This is a genomic window from Nocardiopsis sp. NPDC006938, from assembly GCF_042869555.1.
Classification (GTDB): Bacteria; Actinomycetota; Actinomycetes; order Streptosporangiales; family Streptosporangiaceae; genus Nocardiopsis.
The window spans coordinates 544,998-564,853 of record NZ_JBIAGA010000001.1; the positions used below are offsets into that span (position 1 = coordinate 544,998).

A 19,856-nucleotide genomic window follows, 5' to 3' on the forward strand; every position below is an offset into this window, starting at 1 on the left:
CAGCTCCCGCACCTAAGGACACCCCCGTGAACCTCCCGCTCCTGGCCCCGCTGGCGGCCGCGCTCGCCTCGTCCCTGGTCGTCCTGCTCGCCTTCTACGGCCTGTACCTGACCCGGTCGCACACGCGGGTCCAAGTGGAGGACCCGCTCGACGCCCCGGTCATCGTCAAGAGCGACGAGACCTTCTTCCTGCACCGGATCACCGAACGGATCGGCCGCCCCTTCTCCAGGAGGCTGCTGGCGTCGATGAGTGAGCGCCAGCGGGCGTCGGTCTCCGCCCGCATCGAGGCGGCGGGGCGTCCGGACGGGCTGACCACGGAACGGTACGTGCGGCGCAAGGTCGGCGAGGTGGCCATCTACGGCTCTCTGGCGGTCCTGGTGCTGGTGGCGGACTCCAGTCCGATGCTCGCGCTGCTGGCGCTGGCCTTCACCGGGCTGACCGACCTGAACCTGTACGTGCAGACGCAGGAGCGCGCCGACGAGGTCCAGACGCAGTTGCCGGACTTCCTGGACGTCCTGGCCGTCACGGTGAGCGCCGGGATGTCGTTCCGCGCCGCCGTGGCGCGGGTCGCGGTGTCGATGCCGGGGGTGCTGGCGGACGAGTTCACCATCGCGCTGCGCCAGATGGAGCTGGGCACCTCCCGCCGGGAGGCCTTCGAGTCCCTGCGCCGCCGCAACCGCAACGAGTCGCTGAGCAAGTTCGTGACCGCCATCCAACAGGCCGAGGAACTGGGCGCGCCGTTGAGCGACACCCTGGTGGACATCAGCCGGGACATGCGCCTGGCCGACGCCCAGTACATGCGGCGCAAGGCCCAGCGCCTCAACCCGAGGGTGACGATGGTGACCGCCGCGACCCTGCTCCCGGGCCTGTTGATCCTCATCGTCGGCTCGATGTTCCTGGGCACCGACATCGACCTCGCCCTGCTGCTCGGGGGTTAGGCAAGGACGCCCGGGGACCGCTCGGTTCAGCGGCGTCCGCCGCCGACGCCCGGCAGCTGGCCGAGGGCGAACTCCAGGGCACGGAGGGCGTCGTCGCGGTCGGGCACCACGAGCAGCCGCTCGACCGCGTCGACCTCGCTCTGGGACGGGGTGTCCCTCAGGTCGCGGCGCTTGCGGGAACCGTAGAGGGCGGCCCAGACGAAGGCGGCGGCGGACAGCGACACGGCGATTCCCACGGCTCCCGCGTCGTCCATGGCGTTGGCTGTGAGCAGACAGGCCACGGTGAACAACGCGGCCCCGACGAAGGCGACCACACCGGTGAAGGCGGCCTCCCCGGCCAGCGCGCTGCGGCTCTCCTCCATGTTCCGCAGGCCGCGCAGCCGCAGCTGCGCGTTTCCGGCGCTCCGCGCGACACCGGCCACCGCTCGAACGGCGACGGCCGCCGCCCGCCGGTCTCCGGGAGGGGTCCGGAGAGCGCCCTGGGCCAGGGCCGTGCGCCACGGCCCTTGGGGGACTCGGACCAGGGCCCGCTCCAGCGACTCCTCCTCGGTGCGGCCGCTGGACAGCTCGACGACCAGGTGGGCGGTGAGGGTCAGCGGCCGGACGTCGACGCGCATGAGGGGTCCGGTGAAGCGGCCGCGCAGGGGCGAGGACCATCGTTCGTAGTCCCCGGCCAGGCGCACGGTGGTCGGGACGAGGCGGGCGACCTCCTCGTACACGGAACAGGGGCGGCCGACCTCACACGGGTGGCCGGGCTGTGCGCAGTGGTGTCGGGCCAGGACCGGTAGGGCCCCGCTCTCGATCGCCGCGCTCACGGTGGGGTCGTGCGGTGCCTCGGGGTCGTCAGCGGCGCGGGCGAGGTCGGAGAGGGTCATCCGGACCCCCCGATAGACGGGCGGCAGGTCCGGACGCAGCAGCGCGACCAGCCGGGCGACCTCCAGGTCGTGGCTCGCGCCGTGGTCGTCCTCGATCCAACGGCGTGCCGGTGATCCCGGCGGCAGCCAGTCGGTGAGCGAGCGCCGCCGGGTCGGGGAGGCCAGGAGCGCGACGGCACGGTCCCAGTTCGGGCGCATGGCCTCGGCCAGGTCGCCCGGGTGCAGGTGGAGTCCGTTGGCGAACGCGAACGCCTCCCCCGGGCGGGCGCGGGCGAGTGGTCTCCCAGCCCCTGACGGCGGCGGTCCGGACGGCGGTTCTCCGGACAGCGGGGGCCGCGCGGGGGCGCGGGGCGAGGGAACGGTCGCGCGGTCCGCTTCCGTGGGGGCGCCGATGAGGAGGGCGAGGAGTTCGGCAGCGGTGGGACGGTGTCGCGGGTCCTTGTCCAGGCACCGGGCCACCAGGGGTCCCAGGGCGTCGGGGAGTCCGCTGAGGTCGGGTTCCGCGGAGACCAGCCGGTGCAGGATCGCCGCCGGGTTCGGGCCGTCGAAGGGAGCCCGGCCCGTGGCCGCGAAGACGGTCACCGATCCCCAGGCGAAGAGGTCGATCGCCGAGGTCGACGGCCGACCCTCGATCTGTTCGGGTGCCATGTACCTCGGGGTACCGATGAGCGCGCTCGACAGCGTGCCCGCCCCCTCCAGCGCCCGCGCCACACCGAAGTCGATCACCCTCGGCCCGTCCGGAGCCAGCATGATGTTGGCGGGGGTGAAGTCGCGGTGGACGATCCCCGCACCGTGGATGGCCGCCAGGGCGGTGGTGGTGGCGACGGCCAGGCGGTGCAGGTCCGCGCCGGAGCGCGGTCCCTCCAGGCGCACGGTCTCGTGGAGGGTGCGTCCCTCCACGTACTCGGTGACGACCCAGGGGGTGGTGGCGGTCGGGTCCGCGTCGATCACCCGTGCGGTGCAGAAAGACGCCACTGTGCGGGCCAGCTCCACCTCCCGTGCGAACCGCTCCCGTACGCCGGGGTCACCCGCGTGCTGGGGGTGCATGATCTTGACCGCGCCGAGTCCGCCCTCGGGGTGTCGGCCCAGGTAGACCGAGCCGAATCCGCCGTGCCCCAGCAGACGGAGCAGCCTGTGGCCGCCGACGGTGGAGTCAACCCCTACCAAGATCCGTCCTCTCGTGTGACCGATGTGTGACGGAAGGTGGGATGTGCGGGCCCTCACGGGGGTTCGCTCCGTGACCGGATCGTGGCGAACCCCCGCGGAGCCGGGCCCGGGGGACGGTCGGCCCCCGGGCCCCCGGGCCCCCAGTCACCGGGGCGGGAGACGGGTCACCTGGGCGGGAAGGGGATCGAGGACAGGGTGGGGATCAGGGTGTCCTCCTCGAAGTCCAGGTGGGCCTGGAGTTCTTCGGTCAGCCGGTCGAGTTCGGCCATGAAGCGCGCGCGGTCGGCGGTGGCGACGTCGGCGAGCAGGGCCTCCAGTTCACCCCGGACGCGGTCGACCACGCGGTGCTCCTCCACCAGGCGCTCGATCGGTTCCCGCAGGTGCGGGAACCCCTCGGCGAGCCCGGGGAACATGGTGTCCTCGCCGGTGTGGTGGAAGTGCAGGGACTCGCAGAAGGCCAGGCAGTGCTGGCGGATCTGGAGGTTGAGCCCCACGCCGGAGTCGGTCGCCGAGGCGTCCCGCCCGGCAAGGTAGCGCTCGGCCTCCACCCGCACGTTGGCGAGCTGGCCGCGCAACCAGGTGTGGACCTGGACGAGCTTGTCCGCGAGGTTGTCCGCCTCGTCGGGGCCGAACGCGGGCGGGTGCTGCAACTCGACCACCGGAAGCAGCCGCTCCGTCTGTTCCTGGTACTCGCCGTACCCCGGCAGGCGGCGGACGATCTCCTGGAAGACACGGTCGCGTTCCCCGCCCTCCAACGGGACGGCGACGGACTCGCGGGGGTCCTCTCCCGGAAGCTCCACGGTCACCATCGGGTGGGCGAGCAGGTGACGGTACCAGGCGGGGTGCTCCGGGGCGCCCCCGGCGGAGCCCACCACGAACACCCGGTCGTCGATTCGGACGAAACCGAGCGGGTTGGTGTACTCGTGCCCCGAGCGCTCTCCCTTGGTGGTGAGCAGCAGCAGGTCGCCGCCGGCGAACCGGCCGCCCACACGGCCTCCGTTGGCCCGGAACTCGGTCACCACCGCCTCGTTCCAGGAGCTCACCCTGGGGGCCGGACGCTGGTGCGGGCCGACCGGCGGTTGGTCGGCGGGGGTCGACGCGGAGTCGTGGTCGGCGGGGGTCGACGCGGTGTCGTGGTCGGTGCTGTCGTGGGTGTTCTGGTCGTGCTTGTCCGTCAAGGGACGGTCCTCTCACTGGTGTGGAGGCGGACGCCGCCGAGGGCGCGATGGCGCGCTCGAACTCCGAAAGGCCCGTACGGTTCGGGAGCGGGGCAGGTCACCGGGCAGCCGTCGGGTCGGGAGGGGTCGGAGGAGTCCGCCCGGAAGGGTGCGGTGGGCACCGAAGGGCGGTGGGGCGGCCGAGGCGCGGCCCGGGTGCGACGGCGGGGCGGACCCGCGGGGCCCGGAGTCACCGGGGCCGGAGGCTCACGGTCCCGAAGGACGTGTCGCACCGGAGCCGCGAACGGCTCGGCCCGCTCAGACGCGGAACGTGGTGTGTGTGCTCACGATGGGCTCCCCGAAAGATCATGGCGCCTCCATGCTTCCGGCCGGCCCACTGCTCTTTGGCCGGGAACACGCGACGCACCACCACCTTAGGCGCCCGTTCCGGTGGGGACAAACCCACCCGAAGTCTCGTGCGGGCCCCCTCGGCCGGGGGCCGAGGTCTCCGTAGCTTCGTCGTCGGGTCCCGAACCCGGACCTGCCCCGCAGCCGCGTCGACGAGAGAGTCACCATGAGCAGCTCCCCCCGCCCGCCCTCCAACGGAACCCCACCGCCCCCCTCCCCCGGACGCTCCCTCGCACCGGACCTCGCGCGCGGGTTCATGCTGTTGTTCATCGCGCTGGTCAACGCCCAGTTCTTCCTCACCCACTCCGAGACCGTTCGTTCCGTCGCCGACCAGGTGCTGGTGCTCGTCCAGAGCACCCTGGTGAACGGGCGAGCGATCCCGTTGTTCTCCCTGCTCTTCGGCTACGGCACGGTGTGGATCATGCGGAGGGTGATCGACTCCGGCGGCGGGTGGGTGCACGCCCGCGTGGTGCTGCGCCGCCGCGGCTGGTGGATGCTGACGATCGGCCTGGCGCACGGGGTACTGCTCCTGCCGGTGGACATCGTCGGGGCCTACGGGCTCGGCCTCCTGCTGTTCGTGGGGTTCCTGCGCGCGCGGGACGCCGTCCTGCTGTGGTCGGCGGGGGCGGTCGCGGTCGCCTCCGCCGCTCTGAACACGCTCCTCAGTCTGGGAGGGGCGCTCGGGTCCGCACCCGAGGACGCCGCCACGGCGCCGGCGGTTCCCTCTCTCGTGGAGTCCGACTTCCTCGCGGCCTGCGCCGAACGGCTCGCCGAGTGGGCCCTGTACACCCCGGTCACCCTGTTGTTCGTGGTGCTGCCGCCGTTGCTCGTCGGGATGTGGGCCGGTCGCCGGGGCATCCTGGAACGCCCCGAGGAGCACCGCGACCTGCTGGTACGCACCGCCGTCGTCGGCCTGGCGGTCGCCACGGCCGCGGGCCTGCCGGACGCCCTGGTGACCTCGGGTCTCCTGCCCGAGCCGGGACGGGTCCCCCTGACGTCACTGTGGATCGTGCACGACCTCGCGGGCTGGGCGGGCGGGCCCGGATGGGCGGCCCTGATCACCCTGGTCGCGTCCGGGCTGACCGAGCGGGCACGGGCCCGTGCGGGGCGCGCCGACGCCTCCCCCGGTCCGGTCGCCACGGCCGTCGCCGCCGTGGGCGAGCGTTCGCTGAGCTGCTACCTGACGCAGGCGGTCGTGTTCACCGTGGTGTTCGCCCCCTACGGTCTGGGATGGGGTGCCGGTGCGAGCGCGACGGTGGCCGCCGGGGTCGCGGTCCTCACCTGGAGTCTGACCGTGGTCCTCGCCGAGGCCTCCCGGCGGCTGGGGCTGCGCGGACCGGCCGAGGTGCTGCTGCGGAGGCTGACCTACGCCCGCGTCCACCTGCCGTCCGGCGACCGGAGATCGCACTGACACCGGGGCCGTCGCGGCGCTCCGGGGGTCGGACGCCCGGGCTCAGTCGCCGCCCCGCCCCCGAGGACCGTCCGCAGGGCAGAGCGTCATGTCGTTCTCACCGGGAAGGGTTCCCGGAAGGGCGAAGTGGCCCGAACCGAGCCGGTCGGCGTCCCGCCACTCCTCGGTACCGTCCACGTCGTAGCAGTGGCCGCTGGGGTCATGGAGCAGGGCGCCCGAGTACGCGGAGGGCCGGTAGGCGATTCCGGCGCGCTCCGGCGCCCCCGGGACGAGGACGGAGACCTCGGCGGTCGGGTTCTGCGGGCTCAGTTCGGCGAGGACGGTCATGGGAACGCCGAGCTCACTGCCGCTTCCTCCCCTGACGACCTCCTTGTCGACGCCCCCGTTCCGGTCGGGGTCGAGCGGGGTCAGGGTCAGGAAGTCCTCTTCGTACACCCGGTGGCTGCCGACGTCGGGGAAGTAGGCGAGCTCGGCCGTGAACTCGACGCCCTCGCCCGTGTCGCGTACGCCGGTCAAGCACACGCTCATCACCGGAAACGCCTCTACGAGGGAGGTGACCAGACCGAAGTCGACGGTGTCGTGGTCGAGCGGGGAGACGAACGGCCACACCTCGGGATCGGAGTTCGGCTCGCCCTCGGGGCCGGGCACGAGCAGAGCCGCGTAGGTGTCGGGGGACACGGCTCCCGAACCGAAGGGCCGCCACGGGGCGTGGTCCTGCTGCGCGCTCAACCGTTCCTCGTCGTCGCAGGCCAGCGAGGTGACGACGTCCTCCGGGATCTCCTCGTGCTCGGGACCGGCCGGTTCGTCGGTGGTCTCCTCGGCCACCACGGTGTCGGCGGGTGACGCGGCGAGGGTGTCGAACAGGAGGTAGCCGCCGCCCAGTACCGCGACCATCCCGACCGCGCCCACGGCGAGCCACAGACCGACCCCGCTCCGGGAGTCGGTGTCCTCGTCCGTGTCGAGGCCGCTCCCGGCTGCCTCGGCCTCGGACGGACCGCGCCCGCCGCCCGTCGCGGGTCCGAACAGGTAGTCGGCCCCGCCCCTTCCCGCCGTCCCCGCGCTACGCGTTCCGGGGGCGGGCCCGTCCCCGAACCCCGTCGCCGGTCGCGGGGTGTGACCGTACGCCTCGGCCGCGGCCTCGGGCCCCCAGGCGTCCTCACCCAGCGGGTCGGGGTCCGCGCCGGGACCGGGGGCCGGACCGGTCCCCCCGGAGTGCGCGTCGGCGGAGGATCGGGCCGGGGCGTCGGACGCGCCCGGAGCGGGCGCGGCGGCGAGGGCTCCGGGACCACTGGAGGCGTCGGCGGAACCGGGGACACCGGGAGTGCCCCGCCCGCCCCGGTCCTCAGCCCGGGCGAACCGGGCCCAGTGGTCCCGGTCGTACCAGCTCACGTCCGGCCGGGGCCAGTGCCGGGCGACGAGCCCGCGCAGCTGCCCGGGCCAGGTGTCGGCGGTCGACCGTTCGTCGATGCCCAACAGCAGCAGGCACTCCAGGTAGGCGTCCTCGGCGGTGGGTCTGCGTTCCGGGTCCGGGGAGAAGGCGCGCAGGAGGAGCGGGCGCAGGTCCTCCGGGAGCGCTCTCAGGTCGACCCGCGACTCACGGGCGCGACGCGCCATCTCCCACAGGATCTGCCCGGGGACCCGCCCCGGGGTGTGACCGGCCGGAGAGGCGCCGAAGGGCGGTTCACCGGTGGCGGCGAACACCACGAGACAGGCCCAACCGTGCACGTCGGAGCGGTGAGTGGCGGGCGAGCCCTCGTAGCGCTCGGGGGCCAGCCAGCCCAGGCTGGTCCCGCTCTGCACCGACGCGGCGTCGTCGACGCGACGGGGCACGCCGAAGTCCAGGAGCCGGGGACCGCCCTCCGTCACCACCAGGTTGTCGGGCCGGACGTCTCCGTGCACGGAACCCGTGGCGTGGGTCGCGGCGAGCGCCTCGGCCAGTCCGGCGGCCAGCACGAGAAGCGGGTCTCCGGTGAATCGACCGTGCGTCCGCACGTGCTCGGCCAGGTCTGGTCCCGGCAGGTGGTCGATCACGGCCCATGGTCGGCCCTCGTGCGTCCCGGAATCCCGGGCTCCCGCCGCGCACACTCCCTCGACCCGACCCGTCGCCGCCCGGCCCCCGGAGTCGTCCGCGGGGGCCCATTCGGCACCGGCGAGGCGAAGCGAGACCGGTTCGTCCTCTGGCGAGACGGCGGCGAAGAGGGTGCTCACACCGTCGGCGCCCAACCGCCCGACCAGGCGATATCGGCCCACCTGGAGCGGGTCACCGTCGGTCAGGGGGGCGACGTTCGGCGGCAGAGCGGGGAGGGAGAAGTCCATTGGGGGGCAGCTTTCCACACATCAGGAACGGTTGTGGTGGGCTGTGCCGGGATAGCACATTCGATCCCTTTTCCCTGCGAACCTACCTAATTCGTGAGGCATCCGATACGGCACTCCTCCTCTTTCGCGCACGCGCCACTTCCCTTCCGGCCCGGCGCGCGAACTCCGGGGAGCGCACCCTCCCGCGCGGCTCCGAACCGGTGTCACCCCTGATCACCGGGGTTCACGGGATGCGTCCCGGTCGTCGCCACCGTTGCCGAACCGTCTCACCGCGACCTCCGCCCCCGGACACAGTGGGTGAGGACGTTATGGGAAGGAGAGGAAATCGGTGCACTGCTCCGTGAACCCGGACCCGACCGGCGGGTGACCGGAGCGCCTGTCCCCGGGGCCCCGAGGGCGGCCCGCCACTCGGCCCCCGCCCGGGCCGCCCTCCGGGAGATCGGGGGCGCCGACCACTCGGGCCACATCCGGCCACTGGCGCGCCGCGGGACCGGCTGGCGACCACCGGCGGGGAGCCGTTCCGGGAACACGCCCGCGCCCGATCCCACCAGCGCGGCAACCCGCGCCCACGGCGCCTCCGCGTACCACCGGGGAAACAGGAACGAAACTCGGCCCCGCCACAGAGCGGACACCGGACCGAGCACGACGCGAACCACCGGCACCACCGCTGATAGCGTTTTTCGAAGCCCGCTTCACGACACGAGAAGACCATGGCTGACGACACCCCTCCGCGGGCCACCGAGCCCGACGCCGGTACCTCCCCCGCACCCGGCGGCGCCGCTCCTGCGACCACTCCGCCGACGAGGACTCCCGCGCGGGACGCGTCGGAGGGGGACGCGCCGGAGGGGGACGCGCCGCCACCCTTCCCCCGACTGGTCGGAATGGTCGCGGGCAAGGCACTCCCCCTCTACCTCTCCATGGTCGCCACCGTCATCGGGACCATGGTGACCGCCGGGGTCCTGGGGCACACCGGAACCGCCGTTCTGGCCGCCTACGCCGTGACCGTCTCCCTGTACAACCCGGCCGCGATGGTGGTCCAGGGAGCACTGCGCGGATCGATGCCCTTCGTCGCCCAGCACAGGGACCGCCCCGAAGCCCTCGCACCCACCCTGCGCGACTCCCTCTGGCTCGCTCTGTGCATGGGGCTGCTCGGCGGCACCGTGGTCGCGGCAGTACCACTGGTCGCCCGGCTGGTGGGTGTCCCCGCCGAGACGACGGCCGCCTTCGGGCCGTTCCCCCTCCTGATGGCGCTCGCCCTCCTCGCCAACGCCTTCCAGTCCTGCGCCACCGTCCTGCTCATCGGCCTGGGACGGTCGAAGCAGGCGATGACCGTGGGACTGCTCGGCACCGTGTCGTCCGTGGCCCTGACCCCCACCCTGGTCCTCGTCGCCGGCCTGGACATCACCGGCGCCGGGATCGCGATGTTCCTCACCGCCCTCACCACGGCGGCCACGGCCCACGTGCTGCTGCGACGCGGAACCGGACCGACCCCGCGCCCTTCGGGCCCCATCGCGCCGAACTGGCCCGGGATCTGGCACATCGCCCGGGTCGGGCTGCCCATGGGCTCGACCATGCTGATCAAGTTCGGCGTGCTGGGCCTGCTCGCGATGGCCGCGGCCCGGATCGGTCCTGTCGAGGCCGCCGCCCACCAGGTGATGATCACGTTGGCGACCTTCGTCTTCCTCCCGGCGACCGCCACGGGGCAGGCCGCGGTTCCCTTCATGGCGCGCGCCGCCCCCGGGGCCGAGATCTCCGAGGGCACCCCGCGGCACGGTTTCGGTGAGGTCCGCCGGGCGATGGGCGCGGGCCTGGCCCTGGCCCTGCCGGTCGTCGCGTCGAGCATGCTGCTGGTCTGGGCGGTGTCGGGGCCGATCGTCGGGGTCTTCACCCCCGACCCCGCGGTCGCGTCACTGGTGGCGGCGCTGATCCCGGTCCTCTTCGTGGTGGTCCTGGCCGACGGTGTGCAGGCCGTGCCCGGGATGGGGCTCCTAGCGCTCAAACGCACCACCCCCACCCTGTACGCCTTCGCCGTGTGCTTCGGACTGCTGGCGCTGGCCGCCTTCCCGGTCGCCTCGTCCGGTGGGCTGGCCTGGCTGTGGTGGGCCTACGCGCTCGCCAACCTCGGCCTGGTCGTCGGGCAGGGCGGCGGATTCCTCCTTCTGACCCGGGGCCGGGGCTGAACGGGTGCCCCCGCCCCGGGGAACGGGGGCGCAGAGCGGAGGCGGATGGCCCGGGAAGGGTGGTTCGGGGTCGGACCCACCGTTCCCCGGCACGAACCGCCGTCCGCGCCCGGAACGGACCACTCCATGCGGGACTCGCATAGATCCCGTGACGCGGCCCGCCGACTCCCGCGTGACCGGTCGGGTTCCGACCCACGACCCAGGACCCACGAGCGGCGCGGGCCACCGCCGAGCTGGCACGGCCCCGCGTTTCATCCGGGGAACAACACGGCGTTCTCCGGTAACGACCATTCGTATTCACCCCGAAAACCCCCCGGGTAATACGCGCCTTCACCATTTCGCCACCCCGCCGCGGACGCGTCGGTCCGCGCACCGCGCCACAGGGAGCCTGAACCGCTCCGAACGCGACTCCCGGCGGCGACGCGACCGCGCGCTCCTGAGGGCACCGCGCCCGCGCCGCCGCGAGCGGGGGAACCGGACAGTCGGCCCACCACAGGGAACACCGCCCGATGCCACGCGCCTGGTCGCAGAAGTCCGCCCCGTGAGCGCGTGGAGAGCCCCACGAGCCCCCGGAGACGCCCGTGGCGACCACACCCGCCACCGCCGCACCGGTGTGGCGCCACGCGGCCTCCCGCCCCACGAGGGCCTCGCGAGGGCCCTGCGCCACCGGATCAGCCGCCCCGAGGGTGTCCGGTTTCCGCCAAGCGATGACTTAAGACACCAAACCACCTACAAAAGACGGCGTCAGCGCGTCGCGCCCACCAATCCGGAGGCCGCCAATGACCACCCCGAGTGCACCACTCCAGGCACCCCGGGAATCAGATTGGGGAATTGCCTCGGAACGGCTGCGGAGCACCACCCGGCTGGGGCATACTCGGAACGTCGGCCGCCAGGCGGCGCGAGCTTCGAAGCCGGAGTCAGCGCCTACCCGGGCGTCCGTGTGGTGCGCTCTGCCTTTCGCGCATTCGTCCGTTTTCGGGACTCGTCCGTCGGTTCACGTTCACCGCGGTACGTGGTTTTCGAACGGGGACGTCATGGTGCGGCGAGGCGATAGAGTGCACCTGCGGGATCTCGCTTTCTCACGTTCGTCACACGAGAGAGACGCGGGTTCGACGGGGAACGGCACGTGGAAGTTCTGAATCTAGGGGGAACTTCCACCCAGGACGCTCCCACCCGCCGGGGTGGCGTTGGATTCGGGGGAATTCACGTTCGCCGAGCACGTGAATGTTCCATTCGCCATCAAGGGGACCGCCGTACCTCTGCTGCCCTCCGGACAACACCGCCGTCGGAGGGCAAAGGGGAACAGAGGGCGCGGAACCCGGTCACGAAGAGAAAAAAGGGGGGCCCACTCCGCTTCCACCACGGGGGGAACGGGAGCGGAGGCCAACCTCGACGTCGGCCCCGGACCGCGTCGGCTCACACGGAGCCGACCCGGCCGGGGTCGCCGTCGTCCCCATCGCACGGATGGGAGCGGCTGTCGAGCCCCCACCCTCATCGCGCATACGGCCGCCGATCGCCCCCGCCCCGGGTCGCAAGGCGCCCGCCCCACACCGCGGCAAGAATCCCGCAGGGTCGGGAACTCAGCGTGACCGGGCTTCGTTGCGACTGCGTGAGTGAAGACATGACGTGTCCGCGCCACCGGGCCGCGCCGGGGCGCACCCCCCGGCCCCTACCGCGCGCACGGCACCGGAGCGGCCTCCCGCCGCGCCCCGGACACCCCTCACCGGGGGTCGCTGCAACTCAGTACGGTCTCGAGCAGGCCAGGGAAACGCCCGTCGAGGTCCTGGTCCCGCAACGAGACGAAGCAACGCGTGCCCTCGGTACGGTTCTGGACCACCCCGGCGTTGCGCAGGATCTTCAGATGATGGCTCAGGGTCGACTGAGCGATCGGCAGCTCGATGTCCTTCCAGGCGCGTTCGCCGTCGAACTCCGCGAGCATGCGCACGATCCGCATCCGCGTGGGTTCGGCGAGCGCCGACAGGACCGTGACCAGATCCACCTCCGACAGGGGCGGATGCTCGCGCCCGCGGGACGTCCCCCTGGGAACCAAGACCCCACCTCCACTTCCTCCGCCGTACGGCCGTTCCACGCGTTCACCCGGAGGGACCACCAGCCCTCCGACACCGGCCCGACGGCCGGGTCGGCCGACGACCAGGATTTGGCGTGCGTTCAGCGGCGAGTGTACCGTCAGTGTTCGATGTTCGTCGATCATCGAATGAACCAGGCCAGTGGGGGTAACTGAGATGTCGCAAACAACCGGGGGCACGGAGGCCACAGGACCGGCGAACCGGCCCGCCCTGTCCGTCCTGGACCACGCCAGCATCGTCGAGGGCTCCCACCCCGGCGAGGCCCTGCGCGACGCGCGCGAACTCGCCCAGAACCTGGAGCGCTGGGGTTACACCCGCTTCTGGCTCTCCGAGCACCACAACATGAGGGCCATCGCCAGCGCGGCCACCTCGGTCGCGCTCGGTTTCATCGCCGAGGGCACCTCCACCATCCGGGTGGGGTCCGGCGGCGTCATGCTCCCGAACCACTCCCCGCTGGTCATCGCGGAACAGTTCGGCACCCTGGAGTCCCTGTACCCCGGACGCGTCGACCTCGGCCTCGGCCGCGCCCCGGGCACCGACCCCCGGACCATGCGGGCGATGCGCCGCGACTCCTCCGCCTCCTCGACCTTCCCTCAGGACGTCCAGGAGCTGCGGTCGCTCTTCGAGCCCGCCAGCCCCGGCCAGCCGGTCCGCGCCGTCCCCGGCGAAGGCCTGCGGGTACCCCTGTGGATTCTCGGTTCCAGCCTCTTCGGTGCCCAGCTCGCGGCCCACCTGGGTCTCCCCTACGCCTTCGCCTCGCACTTCGCGCCGAGCGCGCTCCACGACGCGCTCGCTGCCTACCGGGCAGACTTCGCGCCCTCCGACCAGGCCGACAGGCCGTACGCGATGGCCGGGATCAACGTGGTCGTCGCCGACACCGACGCCGAGGCGAAGAGGCTGTTCACCTCCCAGCAGCAGGCCTTCCTGGGCATCATGCGCAACGCGCGCGGCCTGCTCCAGCCACCGGTGGAGAGCTCCGCCATGGACACGATGTGGCGGCCCGGAGAGAAGGAGCAGACCGACGCGATGCTCCGCTACTCCTTCGTGGGCTCCCCGGAGACCGTGCGCGCCAAGATCGACCTCTTCGTCGCCGACACCGGTGTGGACGAGCTGATGGTCTCCTCGATGATCCACGACAAGAAGGCCCGGTTCCGCTCCTACGAACTGCTGGCCGACCTCTTCGACCTGGAGGCCCCCGCCGCGGGCTGACCACGGTCGACACGAAGCCCTGACCGGGGGTACTGGTCAAGGGCGCGGTTCCGGGCCAGGCAGGGCCCGGAACCGTTCTCCCCGGTCACTGGGGTGTGGGGCGGGGCCCAAGGCCCCGCCCCACACTTGTACCCGGCTCGGAACCAGGGCCGGCCGACCTCCCGAACCCGACTCCGCCGCAGGTCCCTTTCGTCGCGCCGACTAGCGTCCGCCCGACCGGCCCTCCTGCTCACGAAGGGCCACACGGTCCAGCTCCCTACGAGCCGGCCCGCTGAGGGGGATGCGTCTCCACCACCAGTTCTCCGCGACCCTGCCCTCCACCTCGGGTTCGGCCAGCGCCAGCCGCTCGGTGCCGTCCTCCTCCGTGAGGCGTCGGAACCGCTCGTCCGCGTCGGCCAGGGCCGCGTCCACACTCGCGGTGTGCTCCGTACCCAGCGTCGCGATGCCCCGGTCGACGAAGTCACGCAGGACCAGCGCCGTGACCAGGTCGTGGACGCCACAGGCGGAGGGGTCGGCGTCCGACAGGTCGAGGTCCTCCCGGAGCCTGCGCACATGGGTGTGCCAGGCGCCGAGCAGGCCCAGCAGGCCGAACTCGTGACCGGTGGGAATCCGTACCGGGAACTGCTCGAGCCGGTCCAGCTCCTCGGGCGCGAAGTAGCGGAGGAACCACTCCCCCGCCTCCGGTTCCGCAGCCATGGGAATCTCCTCGGTTGGGTTGGGACAGGATTCGGTCGGGGCCCGGGACGCCCGGGGCGGGGAGCGGAGCCGGTCGGATCGCCACCGGCCCGGATCGAGGAGCACGGCCCCACACGCCCTCACCACCCTCGCAGCTCCGCCGCTCCCGCTCACCGCCGAGCGGAACACCATGCGCACGGCGCATCGCCGGGCCCCCGACCCCTACCCGCCCCCTCCTACTTACGCGCCCCACGCGCTCCACCGGTTCACTCTTCGGTTCCCCGGTTCCGAGAGGCCAATCCGTTCGCAGGTTACGCGGTCGCGGAAGCACAGCCCAGGCGCCCTTCCAGGGGCGGGAATCCGCCGCCGGCCGTCAGTCGCCGCCCCCGCCGCCGCTGTCACCGCCACCGCCGGAGTCGCTCCCCCCGCCATCCCCGGAGTCGCCGTAACCACCGTCACCACCGGAGGAACCGCCTCCGCCCGAACCCGAACCGCCGGAACCACCGCTGTCCCCGCCCACCGAGCACAGCTCCGCGATCTCGCACAGGCTCGCCCAGTCGAGTTCGAGGCCCTCCCGCGTCTGCGGGGTCTCCTCCCCCACCCGGTGACGACTCTCCTGGACCACTCGGACCGACCCGGTGTCGGTCACCACCCGCACCGAGTCGTCACCACCGCCGACGCGCTCGCGACGCCTCGGCCCGGCCTCCCGCCCCATACGCCCGAGTCCTACCACGGCCATGTACCGCAGGGCCACCTCGCGCTCCATCGACCGCCCCCGGGCGCCACTGACCGCGAAGTCCACCTCCGCCTCCCCGACCAGCTCCCGCCCCGCCGGGGTCCTGGTGGAGGCGTTCCGCCCTCCCCGGGCCAGGTACAACGCGACGGCCAGACCGTTCACCACGGAGAGGACGGCGCCGAGCACCACCAGCGCGACGGACCACCCGTCCGGTTCCCGCACACCCACCAGGACCAGGCCCCCGACCACCAGTCCCGACCCCACGAAGGACAGCCGCTGGGCGATCCACCCCCCGTCATGGAAGTCGGCCAGCGTCTTGGTGAGCTCCCCCGAATGGGCGATCAGGCGCCGTTCGGCCAGCCGCTCGCGCACCCGGTCGACCCCCCGGCTGAAGGTGGCGGTCCGGATGATCCCGCGTGCGGTCAGACCGGTCCGGTTCTTGAACGCCTTGACGATGTCCCTGCGGACCTGATCCTTCTCGGTGACATAGGCGTTCGACGGGCCGACCAGGGTGAAGAACCCTCCCCTGGCCTGACGCCGGATACGACCCGACAGGAACAGGTCCATGAGTGCGACCTCCCCGACCCGGGTCGCACCGCCCACGAGACCGGCGAGCTCCGAGGGAGTGAGGTCCTGCGGCCGCTGCCGCACCCGAGGCACGGGGACCGCCGAGATCGCGGCAGCGATGGATCGGTGCGCGGTGACGACCTTGACCAGCGGATACGCGCCGACGGCCAGGCCAGACAGGGCCCCCAACAGGGGAATCAGCACCATGGCGTCCAAGATTCGGGCCTTTCTGGGAGGCCGACCCGAGGGGGCCGACCGGAAGAATCCTCAGCTGGGGCGGGGGCGACCCCGAGGGGACGAGGAGGCGGGAACGGGACAATTCAATACCATCGACCCGACACACCTCCGGCCTGGGCGGTCACCTTCCAGCAGCCCCCTTCGCGGAACGCACCCGCGCCCCCTGCACAGACACACCATGTCTCGAGGAACCCGGACACCATGTGCGATCATTCGGGCACGAGTGGCACCGCGCCCTTGAACGCCGCTCCCCCTAGCACTTCTCACCCAACCCATGATCTCCAGAGCCGAAATTCGCTTGGCCACATCCGGCCAATCTCAGGGGATGCACCTGACCGCGTGTCACATAGTGGGGTTTTGTAGCCTCTGAGGCCCCACCCCCGGGACCCCGGTGAGCCAACACTCCGGGCACCGGAGGCAGATCCAGGCAGCGGCACACAACCCCGCGGCCCTTCGAGGAGAAGATCCCATGCACAGCTTGCACCGACTGTGGGCGACCCTCATCACGCTGAGCCTGCCCATCGCGTACCGCAAGAGCGACAGGGGCGCAGGGTTCATCGAATACGGCGCCATCATCGTCTTCGTGGCTCTCGTGGCAGGGGTCATCATGACCTCCGGCCTCGAGAATCGCATCGTCAACGGAATGACGTCCGCTATTGATCGGATTTTCCGGTCGGAATAGACGAGGACCGCAGGGCCACGACCAACGCGGAGCGTAAAACGGAACATGTCGACCAGCGGACAGAGGAACGGGAAGACATTGCCCCCGAGAACCGAGAGACCTCCTCTGGGGAACCGAGTATCTTGGGCAGGATTCGCCAGTACTCTCATCCTCCTCAGCGCGACCGGCTGTGTCGTCGGTTCGGAAGAACCGGGAAACCCTGACCGCAGCCCGCCCGTTTCGACAGGGTCACCTGCCCCCGGATCTGGTCCCGGCCCCGGCTCCGGCGCTCCCGACGCGCTCGCCAGCTCGTCGTCCACCTCCACGGAAGTCGGCCCAGAACTCCTCGTCGAGGTCACCGCCCTGGAGAGGCTTCAGAACGGCCTACTCAGACTCCGAGTCAGCATCACCAACACCTCTGACACCAGTTTCGATGTCGGAGTTGGGCTGGCTGAGGGCACCGAACGCAATACTGGGAGCGCCATCTCCCTCATCGACGACGCGAACCAGAAACGGTACTTGAGTCAGGAGCTCAGTGACGGAAGCTGTTTCTGTGGAGCGCTGAGCGGAGCGGTCGAGAGCGGTACGACGCAGGACCTGTGGGTGATCTACCCGGGAGACGGTGGAGAACTCGACAGGATGACGGTCACCACTCCCCTGACACCTCCCATGTTCGACATCCCGATCACCGAGGTTGCGGAGTCCGTCGACACCAACGACCTCGCCGAACCCCGGGTCCTCGACCTGACCATGCTTTCCGACAGCGTGGACGAGGACCAGACGGGCCGTTCGGAGAGCGGGGACGAGGTGAGCATCATCCTTTCCTCCGACGTCCTCTTCGAGACCGGGAGCTCCGATCTCAGCGACGAGGCCCAGGAGATCCTGGAGCAGGTGGCCCAGGAAATCGACGACGCGAGCTCTTCCGTCATCTCCGTCGACGGACACGCGGACAACACCGGCAGCGACTCCGTCAACACTCCGCTGTCCAAGGAGCGGGCGGAAAGCGTGGAGGCCACGTTGAACGACCTCATCACCCGTGAGGGAGTCACGTTCGAGGTCGAGGGTCACGGCTCCGCCGACCCCATCGCCGACAACACGACCGAAGAGGGTCGGGAGCGCAACCGCCGAGTCAGTGTCACCTTCGAGAAGTAGGGCCGCACAATGAACCTGAGACTCCGAGGGACCTGGGCGGCGTCCCTTGCGCTGCTGCTCCCGTTCGGGGCGGCGTCGAGCGTTCTCGCCGCGCCCGTACCGCAGACCGACCTCGAATCCCTGGGGACGGCGGAATCCACCGACTCGATCAGCTCCGGCCTGACCGCGGAGGCCCACGCGGCGGAGAGAAACGCATCCGGGAACCTTCTCTCCTTGACCTGGAGCGTGGAGAACCAGGGCAGTTCCGAGGTCGATTTCGACTGGCCCCAGGGAACCACCTACATGTACAGCAACCGTATGGCCTACTCGGGGGTCACCATCCTTTCCTCGAATGAGGGAACGAGATTTCACCCCGTGATGGACAGCGCCGGGGACTGCCTCTGCTCGGGAAACAACTCCATGGACAGCAAGAACTTCCTGAGGCCGGGGGAGAAGGTCGTCTACTGGTCGATGTTCTCCGTTCCCGAGGACGTCGAATCCGTTGACCTGGAGATCCCGGGGTTCGACCCGATCGAGGACGTTCCCCTATCCTGAAAACGCCCCCACTTTCACTCCTGGACTCTTCCGGAGGCGGAGTTGACCACCCCTCAGCCCCCCGAACTCGGGGACACGCGACGGCCTTCCTCCACCCGCCCTCCCAACCGTTCGGACGGACGCGACCGGCCGCCCCGGATGTCGGAGCCGCGGGCGCGGCCCCATCGGCGGGCGCGACCGTGGTCGGCGGGCCGGGAGGACGGCGGGGCGGCGTTCGTGGAGACCGGAGCCGCGCTCCTGCTCGCCGCGCTGATCATCACGACCGTCTACGCCTCTGAGGTGAGCACGAGCTTCAACGACGGCGTCCGGCAGATGGTGTGCCTGGTCAACGGTCCGGGGTGCGGCGACCGCACCTGGGTGGACGAGGACCGTCCGGACGAACCGGAGCAGTTCGAGTGGGGGTCGGGCGGCTCGGACACGAGTGACAACAAGAACCTCGGTATGCAGGCGGCCGCCGCCGACCCCTACAACTGGACCGACCAGGAGTGGACCTGCCTGGACGGTTTCTGGAGCGCGCTGTCCTCCTGGGACGCGGGCATGGTGGACCCGACGACGGGGGCGCGGGGGATCGTCGGGTTCAACCCGGCCCAGCACGGTGCCCTGCCCTCGGGGTTCGACGGCAGCGCGTCGGCGCAGATCGGCTGGGGACTGTCCTACATCCAGGCCACGTACGGCACCCCGTGCGCGGCCTGGCGGTACTGGCAGAGCACCGGTACCTACTAGGCGCGGCGGGCCGGGGGCTCGAATTCTCTCACCGTGTGCGACCTGGTGTTTCCCCACGGTGGCCGGATTCGGCCACGGGAAGTCGCCCTCAGCGCACGATTTTGGTCCGGATATCCGGCAGAGTGTCCTTCACAAGCAACGTTGCGTTGCTCCCGGCGAGACGTCGTAGGTGGGTCAACCACCGGGCGTTGTTCGGTCGAAACAGCGTTCATCCGCTGGGGGCAGGCATCCGTTCACGGTCCAGCTCGAGTGCCCCCTACGTGCTGGGGACCCCACGTAGCAGTACGAGTTCCCCCACCTCGTCAGGGATCACGCCTTGGAATCCGAACAGACGCACGCGCGGAGCGCACCGCCGGTGAGCCGTCGGGCATCAGGGCGTTCGCATGGTCCGTCCCTGCGGAGACGGGCGGACACAGACCAGGAGACGGCACCGACGCGGGGGGCGGGCCCCGCCTCGGCGAGTCGGGTTCCGTGGCCGGGGTGCTTGGGCCTGGAGGGTCTCCAAGCACCCGTGTCGGCCGCGGTCCAGGATTCCTTGGGCCCCGACCACGCTGTCTCCCCCCACCGCTCCCCCGCCCTCGCACCGGGCTCCCCCCACCGGGGGGCGGGGGAGCGGACCCCTCCACGCCGGGGCGTCCGCCCTCGCGTTCGCGCAGCGCCGCCCGCCGCAAAGCACCCACAGGGGGCGGCAAACCTTTGGACATCACGGGGCAGATGCGGACCTTTGGCCCCATATCGCCCATAGCCTGATCCCTCGGTCCCCGCCCCGGGGCGGGGCACGGATCGGTGCGGACAACGGGGGTCGGAGCCGCCTCGTGCATGC

14 protein-coding genes are annotated in these 19,856 nt (G+C 71.5%); 8 read left to right on the forward strand and 6 right to left on the reverse strand.

Going from position 1 to position 19,856, the window contains the following annotated elements; translation table 11 throughout:
* The first annotated feature begins 26 nt into the window (after nucleotides 1-26).
* Nucleotides 27-938 carry a type II secretion system F family protein gene (locus ACFYL4_RS02360; protein WP_387515802.1) on the forward strand — a complete coding sequence of 304 codons (912 nt, stop codon included), beginning with the start codon at nucleotides 27-29 and terminating at the stop codon, nucleotides 936-938.
* A 26-nt stretch (nucleotides 939-964) separates the two neighbouring features.
* Here ACFYL4_RS02360 and ACFYL4_RS02365 read toward each other — a convergent pair whose 3' ends face one another.
* Complete coding sequence (locus tag ACFYL4_RS02365) at nucleotides 965-2,980, reverse strand: protein kinase (RefSeq protein WP_387515804.1); 2,016 nt, start codon at nucleotides 2,978-2,980, stop codon at nucleotides 965-967.
* Nucleotides 2,981-3,144: 164 nt separating this feature from the next.
* Nucleotides 3,145-4,023, reverse strand: coding sequence for a nitroreductase/quinone reductase family protein (locus tag ACFYL4_RS02370; protein ID WP_387515979.1), 879 nt, complete (start codon nucleotides 4,021-4,023; stop codon nucleotides 3,145-3,147).
* Nucleotides 4,024-4,711: 688 nt separating this feature from the next.
* On the opposite strand from ACFYL4_RS02370, the gene ACFYL4_RS02375 reads away from it, so the two are divergent.
* The gene (locus ACFYL4_RS02375) at nucleotides 4,712-5,956 is read left to right on the forward strand and encodes a DUF418 domain-containing protein (protein ID WP_387515806.1); all 1,245 of its coding nucleotides are present in this window, start codon (nucleotides 4,712-4,714) and stop codon (nucleotides 5,954-5,956) included.
* Nucleotides 5,957-5,998: 42 nt separating this feature from the next.
* Here the strand turns inward: ACFYL4_RS02375 and ACFYL4_RS02380 are convergent, their stop codons facing one another.
* The gene (locus ACFYL4_RS02380) at nucleotides 5,999-8,272 is read right to left on the reverse strand and encodes a serine/threonine protein kinase (protein WP_387515808.1); all 2,274 of its coding nucleotides are present in this window, start codon (nucleotides 8,270-8,272) and stop codon (nucleotides 5,999-6,001) included.
* A 710-nt stretch (nucleotides 8,273-8,982) separates the two neighbouring features.
* On the opposite strand from ACFYL4_RS02380, the gene ACFYL4_RS02385 reads away from it, so the two are divergent.
* Nucleotides 8,983-10,452, forward strand: a complete 1,470-nt coding sequence (locus ACFYL4_RS02385) for an MATE family efflux transporter (RefSeq protein WP_387515810.1) — start codon at nucleotides 8,983-8,985, stop codon at nucleotides 10,450-10,452.
* 1,720 nt (nucleotides 10,453-12,172) lie between these two features.
* Here ACFYL4_RS02385 and ACFYL4_RS02390 read toward each other — a convergent pair.
* On the reverse strand, nucleotides 12,173-12,451 hold the full coding sequence (locus ACFYL4_RS02390; RefSeq protein ID WP_387515812.1) for an ArsR/SmtB family transcription factor: 279 nt from the start codon (nucleotides 12,449-12,451) through the stop codon (nucleotides 12,173-12,175).
* Between the two features lie 244 nt (nucleotides 12,452-12,695).
* Here ACFYL4_RS02390 and ACFYL4_RS02395 point away from each other — a divergent pair, with 244 nt between their 5' ends.
* Nucleotides 12,696-13,748: an LLM class flavin-dependent oxidoreductase gene (locus ACFYL4_RS02395; protein WP_387515814.1), complete on the forward strand. Its 1,053-nt coding sequence runs from the start codon at nucleotides 12,696-12,698 to the stop codon at nucleotides 13,746-13,748.
* A 201-nt stretch (nucleotides 13,749-13,949) separates the two neighbouring features.
* Here ACFYL4_RS02395 and ACFYL4_RS02400 read toward each other — a convergent pair whose 3' ends face one another.
* Nucleotides 13,950-14,444, reverse strand: coding sequence for a hypothetical protein (locus ACFYL4_RS02400; RefSeq protein ID WP_387515816.1), 495 nt, complete (start codon nucleotides 14,442-14,444; stop codon nucleotides 13,950-13,952).
* A gap of 352 nt (nucleotides 14,445-14,796) precedes the next feature.
* Nucleotides 14,797-15,933 (reverse strand): TIGR04222 domain-containing membrane protein, encoded by a 1,137-nt coding sequence (locus ACFYL4_RS02405; protein ID WP_387515818.1) that lies wholly within the window; start codon nucleotides 15,931-15,933, stop codon nucleotides 14,797-14,799.
* 499 nt (nucleotides 15,934-16,432) lie between these two features.
* Here ACFYL4_RS02405 and ACFYL4_RS02410 point away from each other — a divergent pair, with 499 nt between their 5' ends.
* The 4 genes from ACFYL4_RS02410 (at nucleotide 16,433) to ACFYL4_RS02425 (ending at nucleotide 19,033) form a co-directional block, all read left to right on the forward strand.
* Nucleotides 16,433-16,645 carry a hypothetical protein gene (locus ACFYL4_RS02410; RefSeq protein ID WP_357769253.1) on the forward strand — a complete coding sequence of 71 codons (213 nt, stop codon included), beginning with the start codon at nucleotides 16,433-16,435 and terminating at the stop codon, nucleotides 16,643-16,645.
* Nucleotides 16,646-17,143: 498 nt separating this feature from the next.
* The gene (locus ACFYL4_RS02415) at nucleotides 17,144-17,776 is read left to right on the forward strand and encodes an OmpA family protein (protein WP_387515820.1); all 633 of its coding nucleotides are present in this window, start codon (nucleotides 17,144-17,146) and stop codon (nucleotides 17,774-17,776) included.
* Between the two features lie 9 nt (nucleotides 17,777-17,785).
* Nucleotides 17,786-18,310, forward strand: a complete 525-nt coding sequence (locus tag ACFYL4_RS02420) for a hypothetical protein (protein ID WP_357769257.1) — start codon at nucleotides 17,786-17,788, stop codon at nucleotides 18,308-18,310.
* A 216-nt stretch (nucleotides 18,311-18,526) separates the two neighbouring features.
* Nucleotides 18,527-19,033, forward strand: a complete 507-nt coding sequence (locus ACFYL4_RS02425; RefSeq protein WP_387515821.1) for a hypothetical protein — start codon at nucleotides 18,527-18,529, stop codon at nucleotides 19,031-19,033.
* The last annotated feature ends 823 nt before the right edge of the window (nucleotides 19,034-19,856 follow it).

Bases quoted from the DNA above. Each gene is read 5' to 3' on its own strand.
- ACFYL4_RS02375 (WP_387515806.1), top strand. From the start codon at position 4,712: ATGAGCAGCTCCCCCCGCCCGCCCTCCAACGGAACCCCACCGCCCCCC.
- ACFYL4_RS02380 (WP_387515808.1), bottom strand. From the start codon at position 8,272: ATGGACTTCTCCCTCCCCGCTCTGCCGCCGAACGTCGCCCCCCTGACC.
- ACFYL4_RS02385 (WP_387515810.1), top strand. From the start codon at position 8,983: ATGGCTGACGACACCCCTCCGCGGGCCACCGAGCCCGACGCCGGTACC.
- ACFYL4_RS02395 (WP_387515814.1), top strand. From the start codon at position 12,696: ATGTCGCAAACAACCGGGGGCACGGAGGCCACAGGACCGGCGAACCGG.
- ACFYL4_RS02400 (WP_387515816.1), bottom strand. From the start codon at position 14,444: ATGGCTGCGGAACCGGAGGCGGGGGAGTGGTTCCTCCGCTACTTCGCG.
- ACFYL4_RS02405 (WP_387515818.1), bottom strand. From the start codon at position 15,933: ATGGTGCTGATTCCCCTGTTGGGGGCCCTGTCTGGCCTGGCCGTCGGC.
- ACFYL4_RS02410 (WP_357769253.1), top strand. From the start codon at position 16,433: ATGCACAGCTTGCACCGACTGTGGGCGACCCTCATCACGCTGAGCCTG.
- ACFYL4_RS02420 (WP_357769257.1), top strand. From the start codon at position 17,786: ATGAACCTGAGACTCCGAGGGACCTGGGCGGCGTCCCTTGCGCTGCTG.